The organism is Anaerosolibacter carboniphilus (assembly GCF_014205875.1).
In the GTDB taxonomy this organism is placed as follows: Bacteria; Bacillota; Clostridia; order Peptostreptococcales; family Thermotaleaceae; genus Anaerosolibacter; species Anaerosolibacter carboniphilus.
Map to the genome: position 1 here is coordinate 14,903 of NZ_JACHEN010000030.1, position 16,198 is coordinate 31,100.

Sequence of the window (16,198 nt, forward strand, 5' to 3'; positions counted from 1 at the left end):
TATAACATAATATATATATACCACAGTACTCATATTATTCCTTCATGGCATCGAACATTTTTTCGATGAATTATCTCGTCCTCATATATTCCATAAAATTTGCTCCATAGGAAGGTGATATCGTGTCAGCCATAACAAAGTTTGATCTATCCAATTTAGAGTTCATTACAAATCATATTCTTTCCCATTATGACTTAGAAGTTAAAAGCGTCGAGATCATAAAAATAAAAAATTCAGAAAAAGAAAGAGCTATTTACAGAGTAACAACTCCCCATTTAGATTATTGCTTAAAGAAAGTTTATTATTCAGTACACGATTTAGAATTTGTATTGTATTTAATGCAATACTTAAAAAGTAAAGGCCTTCACGTCCCTGAGATTGTCCTTACAAAGCAACAAGAATCCTTTGTATCCCATGATCATGTTTTATTTTTTTTGATGACTTGGATCGATGGTGTCCGATGTAGTTATGATCGCAAAAACGATTTAAGACTCATCTCGGAAAATCTGGCTGAATTTCATTTAAAAGGTAATGCATTTCATTATCTACCACGTACAAAAAACCGATATAACTATTTTAATTGGCAAACAGATTTCATAAACAAGACCAATAAATTAATCAAGTCCAAAGACCGCATCTACAATGACTATCAGTTTAACGCCGTCCATGAGCCGCTTTTATCAGTCCTTGATCTCGAATATACCATGGCTCAAAAATCTATAAATTTACTAGAAGAGATCGATTTTCAGCACCTATTGAAAAAAGCTGTGGTTGAAAACCGCTACTGTCATCTAGATTATGTAAATAAGAACCTGTATATCCACGGGGAAAAGGTGTTTATGATCGATTTTGATCGTTCCAAATTAGATATTCCACTCCATGATCTTTCAAGCTTACTTAGACGAGTTATGCATAGAAACAATACCAACTGGGACTTCTCTATTGCTAGATATATTCTTGATGCATATGATCAGCGGAATTCGCTAAGCTTAGATGAAAAAAAGGCAATTCTTGCATTTCTAATTTTTCCTGAGAAGTTATATAAAGAGATACGAAGATTCATGCGCCAGGATGGAGATGAGTCCTACTTTATCGAAAAGTTCCGTAAAATGGAAAATCGTTCCCGCGGTAAAGATAAATTTATTCAGGAGTATGAGGATTGTTATTTATGATAATGAAGAGGCACAGCTCAATGCCGTGCCTCTATCATGATGCTTACTATTACTTATTGATAACGGCTGCTCTTGCTGCTGCTATCAAAATAGACCAATCTTAATTTTCACTATTATGGAACACTCTTTACGGTCTGCTTAGTATTTCTTATTCAGATGGTTAAAAATTAAAATTCCTATGATATATTGGAATAACAAAAATCCAGCTAAATATGTTATTATCAGTTCTGAATTTTCTATTATATTAAGACTGCCTATTATAGAAAAGATTACAATAGAAACAAATAGTACTATCAACCCGATAATATATGCATACCTTCCAGATTTATCCCGCAAAATAGTTTTCCTTTCGTCATGTAATTCAATGTTCGCATTCTCAAATTTTTCTTGATATCTGTCTTTGTTTTCCGGTCTCGTCCAATAATAATATTTCCACAAAACAACTGCTCCACCGCCAATTCCTGACCCTGAAAACCCAAATAATAAACTTTCTAAACTAGACTCGAAATTCAATGCAATAACCAGGAAAACTATTCCTATAAACAGGGATATCAGCCCTACATACAAATTACTTTTTTTCATTTTTCCTTCTCCCTTCATAAACAAAAACTTCCTCAATCGATTTTTTAAAGTAGTCTGAAATTGCGAAGGCTAATTCCAATGAAGGGTTATATTTCCCAGTTTCTATTGAGCTAATTGTTTGTCTTGAAACTTTAAGAGCCTTCGCCAAATCCTCTTGATTAAGTCCTAGAAGCTTTCTAATCTCTTCAACTTTATTTTCCATTTAACCACCTCTTCTTATGACAAGGCACCTTTACATCTATTGTAAAGGCTTTATCACACTTTGTCAAGTTTCCTTTACATTTATATAAAAAGAAAGGGTACTGTCTCTTAAAAATCACTAAGAAACAGTACCCATCTTTCATTTTATATAGAACTTCTCAAGCCCTTGGTACATAAGGTTTTTGCAATTTCAGCCATGCTGTTTTTAGCCTTACTTCGATTGGTCTTTTTGGATAATGGCGGCCTGGGCAGCTGCTATCAAAATAGACCAATCACTATTTTCCACTATTATGGAACACTTCTTATAATCAGTAATACTTTATCTGAAAGATATTCTTAAAATCAGTCTGACTAACTATTATAACGACCAGCTTATTTCATTAACTTCCCAGGATATTCTGGCACCACTCATCAATTTTCTGTATTGAATTTGGGACTCCGCACAGATGAGCTTCAACATGCTTTTTTGTTTAGAAGTCTTATTACTATGACAATTTCATCCTCAGCAGTTTCTTCTACGCCATATCGATAAATACTCTCCAGTAAAAGTGTATATTCATTGCGCTTTTTATATCTAAAATCTTTCAACGCTTTGTTTTGAAGCTCATGAAGGTGAAAATCTGTTGAGTGCTTTCCATATTTCTTTTCACACGATTCTTTTATTTCTTCAGCCATTTTTTCAATGTCAAAGAACGAACTTAAATCATGTGTAAATAATATCAATTTACTATGCCTATTTCCGAACATAATTCTTAAAACTTGCGATTTTAAATACGACAATATTCCAATTCGATTTTCAAAATCCAAGCTCGATACTGGGTCATCTATTACTAAGAGGCTCTCTCTTGTATACATATCAACCTCATCTAGATTGTCCATCATCTGAGTGAAGAAATAGCAAAGCGCAATGATATTCCTTTCACCACAGGATATATCTGAAGGCTTCACCGGATACCCATTAGAATAAAGCTTATATTCATCATCTTCAGCTCGTAATTCGAACCTATTTGGAGAAAAGAAAACGTATTGTATACCTTTATTGATGTGTTCAACTGCAATTTTTATACTTTTCTTTTGCTGAAGTAGCTGATTTAACTCGCTTTGAATTTTTTGCTTTTCAGTAGCTAGGGATGATAGCAAGATTTCTACCTCTAATTTTTGTTTCTTTAGTAAAATATACTGATTATGGTTCTCTTCAATTACATATCTAAATAGTTCCTTATTCAGCTTAATTAAAGAATTGAAGATTTTGTCTTTTTGTAATATTGCTTCATTATGAGTTTTTCTTAAAGTTTCAAGTTCACCTAAGGCTATATTTGCAACAGCTATCCTTTCTGAAATTCCCAAGATTTCTTGATGAATTGGTGTATACACATTATCAAATTTCCTATCAATAAGCGAATTATATAACTCAATATCCAGATTTATGTTAATCACCAATGTATCACATTTATCAACCACATTTTTGTTTAGCGTTCTATAAATGTTCTTATCAAAATTAATCTTGTTCATTTTGAGTGCTTTCAATTTTGATTTGTGCAGGTCTACGACTTTGCTCAATACTTTATGAATGCTAGCAATTAATGCACTTTTATATTCCGAAGTAACTGGCTGTAGACAATAAGGACACGAAGTAGTATCTTCATTATTAAAGTTGTTACTTACCTCTTCATAAAATACTTGTTTACCACCTATAATTGCTTCCATGATAAATCTCTCTCAGTCTGTTAAATCCGGCTTTTCAATTACCTCAACTAACACTCTAATAATAGTGTCTTCATTAATTTTATTTCCAATCTGTTCTATACTGGTTGAGATTTCAGAAGCGCCGCTTCTGACTTGAGCATATGTCTTTGACATCTCATCAAAATCTCTTTTTAGCTCATCATAAGGTTTTGATGGGCTTATCCTACATATTTCATCTATCAACGCCTCAGTTACTGCTGTATTCTGGCGATTGCCTCTTATCTTGGAGTCAATTCCTGCCCAAGAATCATCACCTTGTAAACAATAGAATGAAATCTTATTATTATAATAATTCGAACATTGTTCCATAATTGCATCAAATGTGTTCCATAATACATACTTTTATCAATGTTTTTTGTTCCGAAAATGCTAAAAACTATAAAAAAATAAGTATTGCCTATCGAATTGTCGATAGACAATACCTATACATCATTTTGTACACTTCCTATATAACCTTTGTTTTTCAACGTTTCTAAAGTTGAATTTATAATTTATAAACTCTATTTTTATTGGTCTATTTTGATAACAGCTGCCCTGGCAGCTGCTAATCTGGCAATTGGTACGCGGTAAGGCGAACAGGAAACATAATGTAATCCAATACGATGACAAAAATCAATAGAGTCTGGATCTCCCCCATGTTCCCCGCAGATCCCCAATTTTATATCAGGTCTAGCTGCTTTTCCCAGCTCAAGGGCGATCTTCATTAGTTTTCCTACACCCACCTGATCTAATCGTTGGAATGGATCTTTTTCGAATATTTCCTTCTTTCTATATTCTCCAATGAACTTTCCTGAATCATCCCTTGAAAACGCGTAAGTCATTTGAGTTAAATCATTGGTACCAAAGGAGAAAAACTCTGCATGGACCGCTATTTCATCGGCAGTTAGCGCAGCCCTTGGCACTTCGATCATTGTACCAATCATATATGTTATCTGCACATCACTGGCCTCAATGATTTTATTTGCTGTCGCTACAATTAGCTCCTTAATGATTCCTAGTTCCTTTTCATGTCCTATCAAAGGAACCATGATTTCAGGCTCGACATCTATATTTTTCTCTTTCTTTACCTCGATAGCTGCCATGATAATCGCTTTGACTTGCATCTCATAAATCTCGGGATAAGTGATGGCCAATCTACACCCTCTATGCCCTAGCATAGGATTAAACTCTTTTAGTTCCTCCACCGTTTCTTTCAGTGTTTTCATGTCCATATGGATTTGTTCAGCAAGCATTCGTATATCTTCATCGCTATGAGGTAAGAACTCATGAAGTGGAGGATCTAGAAGTCTCACCGTAACAGGTCGCTCACCCATAGCTGTAAAAATACCTACGAAATCTTCTTTTTGATATGGAAGCAATTTATCCAATGCGACCATTCGCTCTTCTTGATTTTTTGCTACGATCATCTGCCGTACTGCTGGAATTCTTTCCTCCTCAAAAAACATATGCTCCGTTCTACATAACCCGATTCCTTCAGCTCCGAATTTCACTGCTGTGACAGCATCTCTTGGTGTATCTGCATTGGTTCTGATTTTCAATGTTCTTACTTGGTCTGCCCATTCCATGAGTTTTCCAAAATTTCCTGATAGTTCTGGCTCTTTTGTAGGTATGCTTCCTTTATATACATTTCCTGTGTTACCATCTAAGGAGATAAAGTCTCCTTCCTTATACACAGCCCCATCTACTTTGAACATTTTGCTTGTTTCATCTACTTTTATCTCTCCACAGCCAGCAACACAACATTTTCCCATCCCTCTAGCTACAACGGCAGCATGGGAGGTCATGCCTCCTCGGGCGGTTAGAATACCTTCACATGCGACCATGCCCTCAATATCCTCTGGTGAGGTTTCTTGTCTGACCAAAATCGCCTTTTCACCCTCACCAACTGCTTTTACCACATCATGGGCATTAAAATATACTCTTCCAGTAGCTGCACCTGGTGAAGCAGGCAATCCCTGGGCGATTTTTTCAACTTCATTCAGAGCTTTTTCTTCAAAAGTTGGATGCAAGAGCTGATCTAACTGCATCGGTTCTATCCTCATTAAAGCGGTATTGCGATCTATAATTCCTTCTTCCACCATTTCCACCGCAATGTTGATTGCAGCAGTAGCAGTTCGTTTCCCATTTCTTGTCTGAAGCAAATATAGCTTGCTATTTTCGATGGTGAACTCAATATCCTGCATATCTTTATAGTGATTTTCTAACAGATTCGCCACGGAAACAAATTGATCATAAGCTTCTGGCATAACATTTTTCAGATGAGCAATGGATTGTGGTGTACGAATACCAGCAACCACGTCCTCTCCCTGGGCATTCATTAAAAACTCTCCGAATAGCTTATTTTCGCCTGTAGAAGGATTCCGTGTAAATGCTACCCCTGTACCCGAAGTATTCCCCATATTTCCAAATACCATGGATTGAATGTTTACTGCTGTGCCCAAATGATGAGGGATCTCGTGCAATTCTCTATAAACCATAGCTCTTGGGTTATTCCAAGAATCAAAAACAGCTTTAACCGCCATCAGAAGCTGTTCTTTAGGCTCCTGTGGAAAATCCTTTCGCCATTCTTTTTTAACCAGTTCCTTATAGTCTTGGATAATATTTTTAAGGTTTTGAACAGTCAGTTCTGTATCCATCACGAGATGGTGCATATCTTTTTCCTTATCCAGAATGTGCTCAAACTTGTATTTAGGGATATTTAAAACTACATCGCTGAACATTTGGATAAATCGACGATAACTATCATAAGCGAATCTTTCATTGCCTGTTGCAATTGATAAAGCAACCACTGTTTCATCATTCAAGCCAAGGTTTAGGATTGTATCCATCATTCCAGGCATTGAAAACACAGAACCAGATCGTACAGATACCAATAAAGGATGCTCATTAGACCCGAATTTCTTACCGATCTTATTTTCTAACATTTCTAAATGATCAAATAATTCGTTTATTATCTCATCATCTATTTTCTTATCATTCTTATAATATGCATTGCAAGCTTCCGTGCTTACCGTAAACCCTGGAGGAACAGGCAATCCTATCTTTGTCATTTCAGCAAGATTTGCCCCTTTTCCTCCTAATAGTGACTTCATATCTTTATTTCCATCTTCAAATGCATAAATAAACCTTTTTTCCATTTCCACATCTCCTCTAACAGCTTATTCTACTATCTAAAACTCAAATTTTGTTTCATGATATCCATGATAATATTTGCACTTTCTTCAACAGCCTTTGTAGATACATCAATAATTGGACATCCTAGCTTTTTCATAAGTCCCTCAGCATAATCAAGTTCTTCTAGAATTCTCTCCATGCTGGCATAATTCGCTTCATTGCTTAATCCTAAGGCTCTTAACCTCTCCTGACGAATTTCATTAAGCTTGATAGGATCTGTAGTTAGTCCAATTATCTTTTTAGGTGGTACCTCAAATATTTCATCTGGTACAGGTACCTCTGGTACCAAAGGTACATTAGCTACCTTGATATTCTTATGGGCTAAATACATGCTTAATGGTGTCTTAGACGTTCTTGAAATACCAATCAATACAATATCTGCTTTTTTAAGTCCTCTTGGATCTTTGCCATCATCATATTTTACTGCAAACTCTATAGCCTCAACCTTCTTAAAATACTTTTCATCCAATTTTCGTATCAGTCCAGGTTCGCTTTTGGGCTCAGCCTTTAGAATTTGCTGGAGGGAACTTATGATTGGTGTCATAATATCCACTGCTTGAATTTGATGATATTGGGCACTTTCAGTTAAAAGCTTTCTTAACCTTGGAATCACCATGGTAAATATGATCATACAATTTTTCTCATGAGTTGCTTCATTGATAATTTCTCGTATCTGTTCTTCTTCTGATATGTAAGGAAATCTTCTGATTTCACAATCTCCGCAATCAAATTGGCTGATAGCTGCCTTAATTACCTGCTCAGCGGTTTCACCAATAGAATCTGAAATAACATATACCACAAGTTTAGTATTCATATTTTTTATATGCCTCCAATCTATTTTTGTCTGCCTAATTCCACAAACAGTCTGGTAATATTGGTCTTTGATACCTTCCCAACGACTTTAAAATACTCCTTGCCTTTTTCCTCAAATTTTTCTACTACAGGAAGGCTATCTACCTCGTGTTCAATGATTTTGATTGCAGCTTCCAAGGCTGTTTCGTGAGGATATGTCGTCACGATATTGGGCATTCTAGTCATAATAAGTCCTACCGGCATCTTATGAATATCGGTACCACCCATTATATTTTTTAGAAAATCTTTCCTTGAAATAACCCCTGCTAGATATCCATGGGAAAGAACATAAATAGATCCTACATCTTCTAAAAACAGTGATACGAGGGCATCATACAAGGTTGTTTGCTCATCTACCACCACAGGCATGGATTTAATCTCACTAACTTTCGTTCTCTTCACATGCTCTGAAATAATACTAACAGTGTTGTTTCCCGAATAAAGGTAACCTACCTTAGGTCTCGCATCTAACATACCTGACATGGTTAGAATTGCTAAATCAGGTCTAAGTGTAGCCCTTGTAACCTTTAAAAATTGCGCAATCTGTTCACTGGTAATCGGTTCATTTTCCTTTACGATTTCAATAATCTTCAGTTGTCTTTCTGAGAGCTCTATGACAATCACCCCTATAATAAAAATTCAATAAATGTGATATACTATTTCCCTTTATGCTATATTATATATTTTATTTTAGCAAATTTCCACACAAATTAATATAGATTTTTTATTTTTTCTAGCAATTTAAAAATAGATATAGTAAGTACCCTTACTATATCTATTTTCTGTAATGACTTTTAATCTATTATGTTTTCTTACTAGAACATCATTCTTTCTTCAATGTACTTCTCTAGATCACTAATTTTCACTCTTTCCTGGGTCATTTTGTCGCGATCTCGCACTGTAACGGAATGATCCTCTACGGAATCAAAATCATAAGTGATGCAGAATGGTGTTCCAATCTCATCATGTCTTCTATACCGCTTGCCAATACTGCCTGCCTCATCATAATCAACCATAAATTTCTTAGATAACTGCTGAAACAGTTCAGTAGCTCCTTCACTAAGCTTTTTTGTTAATGGGAAAATCGCTGCCTTAAAAGGTGCCAAGGCTGGATGAAACTTCAATACGACACGATCACTGCCATCCTCCAAGGTTTCTTCTTCATAGGCATCGATTAAAAATGCTAAAGTAACCCTGTCGGCACCTAGAGATGGTTCGATGCAATATGGCGTATACTTTTCATTGGTAACAGGATCTTGATACGTCATATCCACCCCTGAATGCTCACTATGCTGCTTTAAATCGAAATCTGTACGATCGGCAATACCCCATAGTTCTCCCCAACCAAATGGAAACTTATATTCAAAGTCTGTCGTGGCATTGCTATAGTGGGATAGCTCTTCTTTCTCATGATCTCTCAACCGAATATTTTCTGGATTCATATTAAGGTTGAGAAGCCAATTCTTACAGAAATTCTTCCAATAATCAAACCATTCTAGATCTTCACCAGGCTTACAGAAGAATTCTAACTCCATTTGCTCAAACTCACGGGTCCTAAATGTAAAATTACCAGGAGTGATCTCATTTCTAAAAGATTTTCCAATTTGACCAATACCGAAAGGCACTTTTTTCCTTGAGGTCCTTAAAACGTTTTTAAAGTTTACAAATATACCTTGAGCTGTCTCAGGTCTTAAAAATATTTCGGCTTTCGAATCCTCCGTTACCCCTTGAAAGGTCTTAAACATGAGGTTAAACTGTCTGATTCCTGTATAGTCTAGAGCGCCACATTCTGGACATTTGATATTCTTATCCTTGATAAATTCTTGCATCTTCTCATTGCCCCATCCATCAATTCCAGCGGCATCTTCTCCCAGGTTCGTTAAATAATCTTCAATAAGCTTATCTGCTCTAAATCGAGATTTACACTTTTTACAATCTAATAGAGGATCGTTAAATCCCCCAACGTGTCCTGATGCCACCCATGTTTGAGGATTCATTAATATAGCAGAATCAAGACCTACATTATAGGGTGATTCCTGGATAAATTTCTTCCACCAAGCTCTTTTCACATTATTCTTTAACTCAACACCTAATGGACCATAATCCCATGTATTTGCAAGTCCACCATAGATCTCTGATCCTGGAAACACAAATCCTCTCGACTTGGCCAATGCCACAATTTTTTCCATCGTTTTTTCTGTAGCCATCTTCATACCTCCTTAAATATTAAGAAAATAAATAAAAGCCCTTCATCCCAAATCAAGGGACGAAAGACTTTTGCTCCCGCGGTTCCACCCTAGTTGATACATATGTATCCACTTTTGATTATTCGCTCAAGAGCTCCCTTCGCCAAGCAACCGTATCGGATTTCCAGCAACACCGACTCTCTATCATCGTTTGGATTGACTACTCTTCTCTGTCATAGCGATTCATATTTTTTTTATGATTTTACCATAATTAGAAGCGTCTGTAAAGGTAGATTCTTATAATTCCTCATCGGAATTCGTATCGCAGTTTTCTCCAGTATTAGTTTTTGGCATCATGCCTTCCATCTTGCTCTTTACGTTATTGAGTGTGTCCTCTGCCATTTCATTAATGTCTACAATTTCTCCATTTGTTTTCACTATCTCAATTTTACATTTGGTTACTAGGGCAGTCAACACACCTGCCATAGCGATAGGTGGTGAAAGAATAGCACCGATGGCCCCTGCTGTTACTGGGATATTCATAATGATTTCTCCATCTCTTTTCAACAGGATTTTTGTGACGTTCCCCTTTTTAACGATTTCTTTTAACTTATCTAATACTTCATTCCCAACACCTGAAAGATTATCTGTCCATTTCAGGTTTTGCTTTTCTTCGATATGTATAATGGCATCTACCACGTTGCCATCCGTAGCCTCCAAGGCATCTTTAGCATCTTTATAAGACACCCCAGTCCGCTCACGGATCATATCAATTTTCTCTAAATTAATTTCCATAAAAAAACCACCTTTCTATGTATTATGAATTTCTTTCATCGTATCTAAAAACTGTAAGCTTTTAAATTTACTTTTCTCTAGATGAGTAGAAATATAATGCTTCAAAATTTTGTTCAATTCTTCCATAATATCTGACTTTACTCTCAAGCGGGCGATCTGCTCCAAATCAGTGTTCATTAAATATTTCATGACATTGATCGTTGTTGACGAAATTCTCATGGCATAAATATCCTGACCAAAACAGCTTCTGCAAATGGTGCCTCCCTCTTTTGAACTAAATTTAATCACACTTTCGCCTGCTTTGCCACAATAAACACATCTGTCTAATTCAGGTTTATATCCAGAGTAGGAAAGTAATTTTAGTTCATAGGCTTTTACAACAGTTTCATAAGCTTTTTCCATCTTTGCTAAAACAGATAAACAACTTAGTAACGAATGAAAAAGCCGATTATTTGTTTGCCCTTCTGTAATAATACTTTCCGTTAATTCTAAAATATATGCACCATAAGTCAATTTTGTGATATCTTCTCTAAGCTGATAAAAGGATTCTTTAAGATCTACTTGAGAAACCTGGTACAAGTCTCTTCCCTTAAACAGAACAAATTCACCATAAGCAAAAAGTTGTGTACTTCCAGTAAATTTTCCCCTCGACCTTCTTACCCCTTTTGCAACGGCTTGAACCTTGCCCATTTTTTTCGTGAACAAGGTAAGTATCAAATCCCCTTCGCCGAATTTTGTCTGTTTTAAGACCACGCCATCGGTCTTGCAAAGCATTTCATCACCTCAAAATAACTTCTTTCATTTCATAATGACCCTGCTCTACGCATTCTTCATCCATAGAATCCTCAATGCCTTTGTATTGCAAATAATAACGAATATCTCCCGTATTCATAAATAGATTCCAAAGTATATTTTCCATCACCCTATGATCCCCTTCCTTAAAATAATGTACTATACACTATTTTTTTCACCAATAGGATAACAATATACGATGTAAATTTTGTAATAAGATCTATTTAGAGTTTATAGCCTAGATTGGATAGAGTGCTTTCTTGCTCTCTCCAGTCCTCTTTTATCTTTACCCAAAGCTCTAAAAAAACTTTTGATCCCAATAACCTTTCAATATCCTCTCGGGCACTTTTACCTACCCCTTTTAATTTGCGACCACCTTTTCCAATAATGATTCCTTTGTGGGATTTTCGTTCACAATAGATGGTAGCGTTAATGTCAACAATATCTTGGTTCTCTCTCTTTTTCATAAACGCAACCTCCACAGCTACGCCATGGGGTATTTCATCCTGCAGGTAGTGGAGAAGCTTTTCTCGAATGATTTCGCTGACAATAACCCTTTCTGGCTGATCCGTAATCATATCTCCAGGAAAGTATTGTGGTCCCTCTGGAAGAAAACTTACAACTTTTTCGATCAGCTTCTGAATGTTTTTATCCTGTAAGGCTGAAATCCCTATAATGTCTTTAAAGATTCCCTTTTCATCAAAAAGATGATACATCTTCTCAAAAGCTTCTGGAGCAATTTTGTCAATTTTATTGATCACTAAAATTACTGGAGTTTTTATAGTTTTCAGCATTTCAAGGATATAGGTATCTCCTGGGCCCATATCAGCTGTTTCATCAATCACAAACAAAATCACATCTACTTCGTTTAATGTCTGTTGTGCTGATTTGACCATAAACTCCCCCAATTTGTTTTTTGGCTTATGGAGTCCAGGTGTATCTAAGAAGATGATTTGATAATTTTCTCTTGTATAAATGGACTGAATTTTGTTACGAGTAGTTTGGGGTTTGTCAGACATGATTGCGATTTTTTCCCCGATGATCTGATTCATTAATGTGGATTTGCCCACATTGGGTCTTCCGATTATTGTAACATATCCTGATTTGAACTTCATTTGCAAGCCTTCTTTCTTTATTTCTTTTCTAAATCTACTCCTGAAAATGATTTTGGCAATAGATCTTCAATGGTAAATACTTGTATTTGTCCTTTTTTGTTTCCCAATATTATTTTTATTTCTCTACCGAACTCCAAAATTACCTGTCTACAGATACCACAGGGAAAGGTATAATCTTCATTATCACTCACCACAGCAATGGCTTCAATTTCTTTTTCTCCTTCTGAGATCGCCTTAAAAAGCGCTGTTCTCTCTGCACAATTGGTTCCTCCGAAAGACGCGCATTCAATATTGCAACCCGTAAAAACCTTGCCACTTTTCGTCAAAAGTGCTGCACCAACAGGAAATTTTGAATACGGTACATAGGCTTTCTCCTTTGCTTCTATGGCTTTTTGCAGCAATTCTTTTTCATTCAAAGAGCATACCCCCTATTTTCCTATTGAAAAATACTTTCTAATTTCATTGGTATTAATTCTATCCAAGTAACCCCTGGATTTAAACGAATTTCTTTTCCATTTCCATCAAAATACTTAGTTCTCGCCTTTCTAGACTTCTTCTCCCAAGTAATTTCCATCATCTTTCCATTGGTTAGAAAATAACCCGTTCCCGTTCCTGTAACTTTCATTTCCAGCCTACCTACACTATCAATAGCCTCTGTGTCACATTTTTGAATGATAATATTTTTTGCATGTAGATGTATTTTTGAGATCTCATCTAGATGGGGTGCTCCATTGATAGATCTATAATACTTTCTATCTTCTTCATTATATTGAAAACTAGGATGATAATCCTTGAAATAGGGAATCTCCACATAGGATACTAAACTACCGCTGATATCTGCATCTTCTCCATTGAAATGAATCGATGAAAAATCACCTTCTGCCTTATAGTTGCTGTTTTGAGCTGCTTTCCGAAGGGCATTGGTACTTGTGTACATATTATGCGGCGCTTTTTTATGGTTCTTTCTCCAAAAAATACTTCCATCCCGCGACATGGCATCTATATCTGCAACTTTAAGCTCTTTAATGTCAACAAATGCCTGGGGACTCCCTCCAACGTGAACATATAGAGCATCATACTCTAACGCCTTATCAATAAAATAAGGTCTGGCACTCCTCACTGGTCCGATAGACTCGGGCGCATTCATAAGAAAAATCGCCATATATCGAGTGATTCCGCCCTCTGCCAAGGCTTCATAAATAATCTCTGCCTGATCCAATCCAGCTTGTGGTCTGGCCTTGCTTTGATTATCCAACATAACCGCAATAGGTCTCCTCGAAATATTTTCTTTATCCGTATAAATTCCACTAAGCGGCGAAGGCACACCTAATGGATTGGATTGTTCTTCCGATTCTCCTTTTACTTCATCTGAACCATTTTCTTCATCGGGTGATTCAACAATTTCCACATCTGAAGAAGCTGGCGCTGGTTTCCCACAGCCTGACAGAACTGTAAACACCAAAATTAAACTCATGATAAGCGTAAGCACCTTATTCCTATTCATGTCCCCCTCGTCCTTTCTGCCTCAAAGATCATTATAATTATTTCTTTACAATCTCTAACTGTTTAATTCTTCGATTATGAACACTCAAAACTTTAATGGTAATATTATCAAGTTCTATAGTATCATCCTTCACAGGAATCCTGCCAAGGGCATTAAATACAAATCCACCAATAGAATCATACTCATCTTCTGGTAGCTCCACATCTAGAATTTCATTGATTTCTTCAATGGATGCCTTTGCATTGACAATGAGGGTGTTTTCACTCAAATGTTCAATTAGATCAATCTCTGCATCATATTCGTCAAGAATGTCTCCTACAATCTCTTCTAATATATCCTCTATCGTAACCAGTCCCAAGGTTCCTCCATATTCGTCCAGCACAATGGCTATATGAACCTTTTCTTTTTGCATCTCCTTCAGCAATTCGTTTACCTTTTTACTTTCAGGAACATAATATGCAGGTCGAATGAAGGTTCTTATATCAATAATCGGACTCTGCTCATCGTGTTTTCGAAGGGAAGCCAGTAAATCCTTGGCATATAGAATACCAGTTACATTGTCGACTGTATCCTTTATCACTGGAATCCGAGAATACCCATAATCTATGGCAATATTTAACGCTTCTTCCAGCGTGGCCTCCTCATCTAAGTATATCATATCAATTCTAGGGATCATTACCTCAGATGCTTCTATATCACCAATTTCGAAAATACTATTAATCATTTTTCTTTCTTGACTCTCAATAATCCCCGCCTCTTCTCCAACATCTACCAGGGTCATGATTTCTTCTTCAGATACTAAGCTTTTTACCTCTGTGATTTTCCCCCCCAAGAGTCTAATGATAAAGTTAGTAAGCACATTCAGAATTTTTAGTACTGGATACAACACATAAGATAAAAGCTCAACAGGTCTACCTAATCGTAATGCCACCTTTTCTGGATTATTGGCAGAAAAAGTTTTAGGCGTTATTTCTCCAAAAATCAAAATTGCTAAAGTCATGACCACCGTAACCAACGCAGTCACATTCTTACCTTGAAAAAATTTATAGGTTAATTCCGTGGCAATTGCGGTGGCTCCAATATTGACAATATTATTCCCGATAAGAATGGTAGAAATAATTTTAGGAGAATTGCGAAACAATCGCTCTAATATAGCCATCTTATCAGCACTTTTTCCCTCAATCTGCCTGATTTTAATGATATTTAGAGATGTTATTGCCGTTTCGGCACTGGAAAACAAAGCAGACAGTGTTAGTAATATAAATAATATAGCCAATTTCATCGAGTCGTTATAGTTGAACAAAATACTTCCTCCTAATGCTAGTTTAGCACAGTTTATAAAAGGGCAGTAAAATAATTTACTCCCCCTTTAATATATTGTTTGAAAAATTAGCAATGTAATACATATTCCTAATATAGCCCCCATTACCACCTGCACCAAGTCGTGAAACCCTGCTTCGATTCTGCTTTGAGCGATCAAGATAGCCAGCAGCAAACTAAGGGTAATGATGAGAGTATTTTCAGATATAAACGCAACAGCTGTGACCAGAGAAAAAGCAATAGCTGTATGTCCGCTGGGCATACCTCCCCTCAAAGGGGTACCTTTTCCATAATAAGCCTTAAGACTAATGACGATGAGTACAACAATGATTAAACTAATAAAGGTTACATGAATAGGCGTTTGTCTTACTTTATTCAATACAATCTCTGTCACAAGATTTAATTTATCAAAAAAAATGATATAAGCCACCAGAATGGCATTGAATGATGCTATCAAAACCGCACCAGCCGCCACATTTTTTGCAATCTTGGCAAGTTCATGATATTGATCTGTAATCAAATCAATGGTTGCTTCAATAGACGTATTTAACATCTCTGTAATGATTACGAGGGAAATGGTAAAAAACAAAATTAAAATTTCTAATTTTGACAATCTAAAAAATAAGCTAAGAAGCAAAACTCCAATTGCAGCGGTAATGTGGATACGCATGTTTCTTTGGGTCTTTAGGGTATAAATAATTCCATCAATGGCGTAATTAAAGCTATCGATTAACTTTCTAACTCGCATAAAAACCTCGC

The 16,198-nt window shown here is 36.1% G+C and carries 17 protein-coding genes; 1 reads left to right on the forward strand and 16 read right to left on the reverse strand.

From position 1 onward, the window contains the following. Positions 1–122: 122 nt before the first annotated feature. Positions 123–1,172 carry a CotS family spore coat protein gene (locus tag HNQ80_RS19720; RefSeq protein WP_184312410.1) on the forward strand — a complete coding sequence of 350 codons (1,050 nt, stop codon included), beginning with the start codon at positions 123–125 and terminating at the stop codon, positions 1,170–1,172. A 138-nt stretch (positions 1,173–1,310) separates the two neighbouring features. Here HNQ80_RS19720 and HNQ80_RS19725 read toward each other — a convergent pair whose 3' ends face one another. From HNQ80_RS19725 to HNQ80_RS19800, 16 genes are all read right to left on the reverse strand, one after another. Then, positions 1,311–1,772 carry a hypothetical protein gene (locus HNQ80_RS19725; protein WP_330602970.1) on the reverse strand — a complete coding sequence of 154 codons (462 nt, stop codon included), beginning with the start codon at positions 1,770–1,772 and terminating at the stop codon, positions 1,311–1,313. Then, on the reverse strand, positions 1,741–1,956 hold the full coding sequence (locus HNQ80_RS19730; protein ID WP_184312412.1) for a helix-turn-helix transcriptional regulator: 216 nt from the start codon (positions 1,954–1,956) through the stop codon (positions 1,741–1,743). Before HNQ80_RS19730 ends, HNQ80_RS19725 begins: the two co-directional genes overlap by 32 nt. Before the next feature lie 452 nt (positions 1,957–2,408). Further along, positions 2,409–3,662: an AAA family ATPase gene (locus HNQ80_RS19735; protein ID WP_184312413.1), complete on the reverse strand. Its 1,254-nt coding sequence runs from the start codon at positions 3,660–3,662 to the stop codon at positions 2,409–2,411. A gap of 12 nt (positions 3,663–3,674) precedes the next feature. Next, positions 3,675–4,010, reverse strand: a complete 336-nt coding sequence (locus HNQ80_RS19740) for a hypothetical protein (RefSeq protein WP_184312414.1) — start codon at positions 4,008–4,010, stop codon at positions 3,675–3,677. 197 nt (positions 4,011–4,207) lie between these two features. Next, positions 4,208–6,838 (reverse strand): pyruvate, phosphate dikinase, encoded by a 2,631-nt coding sequence (ppdK, locus tag HNQ80_RS19745; RefSeq protein ID WP_184312415.1) that lies wholly within the window; start codon positions 6,836–6,838, stop codon positions 4,208–4,210. Between the two features lie 29 nt (positions 6,839–6,867). After that, a complete protein-coding gene (locus tag HNQ80_RS19750; RefSeq protein WP_184312416.1) occupies positions 6,868–7,689 on the reverse strand; it encodes a pyruvate, water dikinase regulatory protein in 822 nt (273 codons plus the stop codon). 20 nt (positions 7,690–7,709) lie between these two features. After that, the gene (locus tag HNQ80_RS19755; RefSeq protein WP_184312417.1) at positions 7,710–8,351 is read right to left on the reverse strand and encodes a helix-turn-helix transcriptional regulator; all 642 of its coding nucleotides are present in this window, start codon (positions 8,349–8,351) and stop codon (positions 7,710–7,712) included. 191 nt (positions 8,352–8,542) lie between these two features. Next, entirely contained in the window at positions 8,543–9,934 is a 1,392-nt protein-coding gene (locus tag HNQ80_RS19760; protein WP_184312418.1) for a glycine--tRNA ligase, read from the reverse strand. Positions 9,935–10,210: 276 nt separating this feature from the next. Next, positions 10,211–10,708, reverse strand: coding sequence for a DUF4342 domain-containing protein (locus HNQ80_RS19765; protein WP_184312419.1), 498 nt, complete (start codon positions 10,706–10,708; stop codon positions 10,211–10,213). A 15-nt stretch (positions 10,709–10,723) separates the two neighbouring features. Further along, positions 10,724–11,482: a DNA repair protein RecO gene (gene recO, locus HNQ80_RS19770; RefSeq protein WP_184312420.1), complete on the reverse strand. Its 759-nt coding sequence runs from the start codon at positions 11,480–11,482 to the stop codon at positions 10,724–10,726. A 4-nt stretch (positions 11,483–11,486) separates the two neighbouring features. Next, positions 11,487–11,630 (reverse strand): hypothetical protein, encoded by a 144-nt coding sequence (locus HNQ80_RS19775; RefSeq protein ID WP_184312421.1) that lies wholly within the window; start codon positions 11,628–11,630, stop codon positions 11,487–11,489. A gap of 94 nt (positions 11,631–11,724) precedes the next feature. Beyond that, on the reverse strand, positions 11,725–12,615 hold the full coding sequence (gene era / locus HNQ80_RS19780) for a GTPase Era (protein ID WP_184312422.1): 891 nt from the start codon (positions 12,613–12,615) through the stop codon (positions 11,725–11,727). 17 nt (positions 12,616–12,632) lie between these two features. Continuing rightward, complete coding sequence (locus HNQ80_RS19785; protein WP_184312423.1) at positions 12,633–13,031, reverse strand: cytidine deaminase; 399 nt, start codon at positions 13,029–13,031, stop codon at positions 12,633–12,635. A gap of 20 nt (positions 13,032–13,051) precedes the next feature. Next, positions 13,052–14,119 carry a DUF3048 domain-containing protein gene (locus HNQ80_RS19790; protein WP_184312424.1) on the reverse strand — a complete coding sequence of 356 codons (1,068 nt, stop codon included), beginning with the start codon at positions 14,117–14,119 and terminating at the stop codon, positions 13,052–13,054. Between the two features lie 37 nt (positions 14,120–14,156). Next, positions 14,157–15,422: a hemolysin family protein gene (locus HNQ80_RS19795; protein WP_243183432.1), complete on the reverse strand. Its 1,266-nt coding sequence runs from the start codon at positions 15,420–15,422 to the stop codon at positions 14,157–14,159. Positions 15,423–15,488: 66 nt separating this feature from the next. Continuing rightward, positions 15,489–16,187: a diacylglycerol kinase gene (locus HNQ80_RS19800; protein WP_184312425.1), complete on the reverse strand. Its 699-nt coding sequence runs from the start codon at positions 16,185–16,187 to the stop codon at positions 15,489–15,491. Between the last annotated feature and the right edge of the window lie 11 nt (positions 16,188–16,198).

Bases quoted from the DNA above. Each gene is read 5' to 3' on its own strand.
- HNQ80_RS19725 (WP_330602970.1), bottom strand. From the start codon at position 1,772: ATGAAGGGAGAAGGAAAAATGAAAAAAAGTAATTTGTATGTAGGGCTG.
- HNQ80_RS19730 (WP_184312412.1), bottom strand. From the start codon at position 1,956: ATGGAAAATAAAGTTGAAGAGATTAGAAAGCTTCTAGGACTTAATCAA.
- HNQ80_RS19735 (WP_184312413.1), bottom strand. From the start codon at position 3,662: ATGGAAGCAATTATAGGTGGTAAACAAGTATTTTATGAAGAGGTAAGT.
- HNQ80_RS19740 (WP_184312414.1), bottom strand. From the start codon at position 4,010: ATGGAACAATGTTCGAATTATTATAATAATAAGATTTCATTCTATTGT.
- ppdK (WP_184312415.1), bottom strand. From the start codon at position 6,838: ATGGAAAAAAGGTTTATTTATGCATTTGAAGATGGAAATAAAGATATG.
- HNQ80_RS19750 (WP_184312416.1), bottom strand. From the start codon at position 7,689: ATGAATACTAAACTTGTGGTATATGTTATTTCAGATTCTATTGGTGAA.
- HNQ80_RS19760 (WP_184312418.1), bottom strand. From the start codon at position 9,934: ATGGCTACAGAAAAAACGATGGAAAAAATTGTGGCATTGGCCAAGTCG.
- HNQ80_RS19765 (WP_184312419.1), bottom strand. From the start codon at position 10,708: ATGGAAATTAATTTAGAGAAAATTGATATGATCCGTGAGCGGACTGGG.
- recO (WP_184312420.1), bottom strand. From the start codon at position 11,482: ATGCTTTGCAAGACCGATGGCGTGGTCTTAAAACAGACAAAATTCGGC.
- era (WP_184312422.1), bottom strand. From the start codon at position 12,615: ATGAAGTTCAAATCAGGATATGTTACAATAATCGGAAGACCCAATGTG.
- HNQ80_RS19790 (WP_184312424.1), bottom strand. From the start codon at position 14,119: ATGAATAGGAATAAGGTGCTTACGCTTATCATGAGTTTAATTTTGGTG.
- HNQ80_RS19800 (WP_184312425.1), bottom strand. From the start codon at position 16,187: ATGCGAGTTAGAAAGTTAATCGATAGCTTTAATTACGCCATTGATGGA.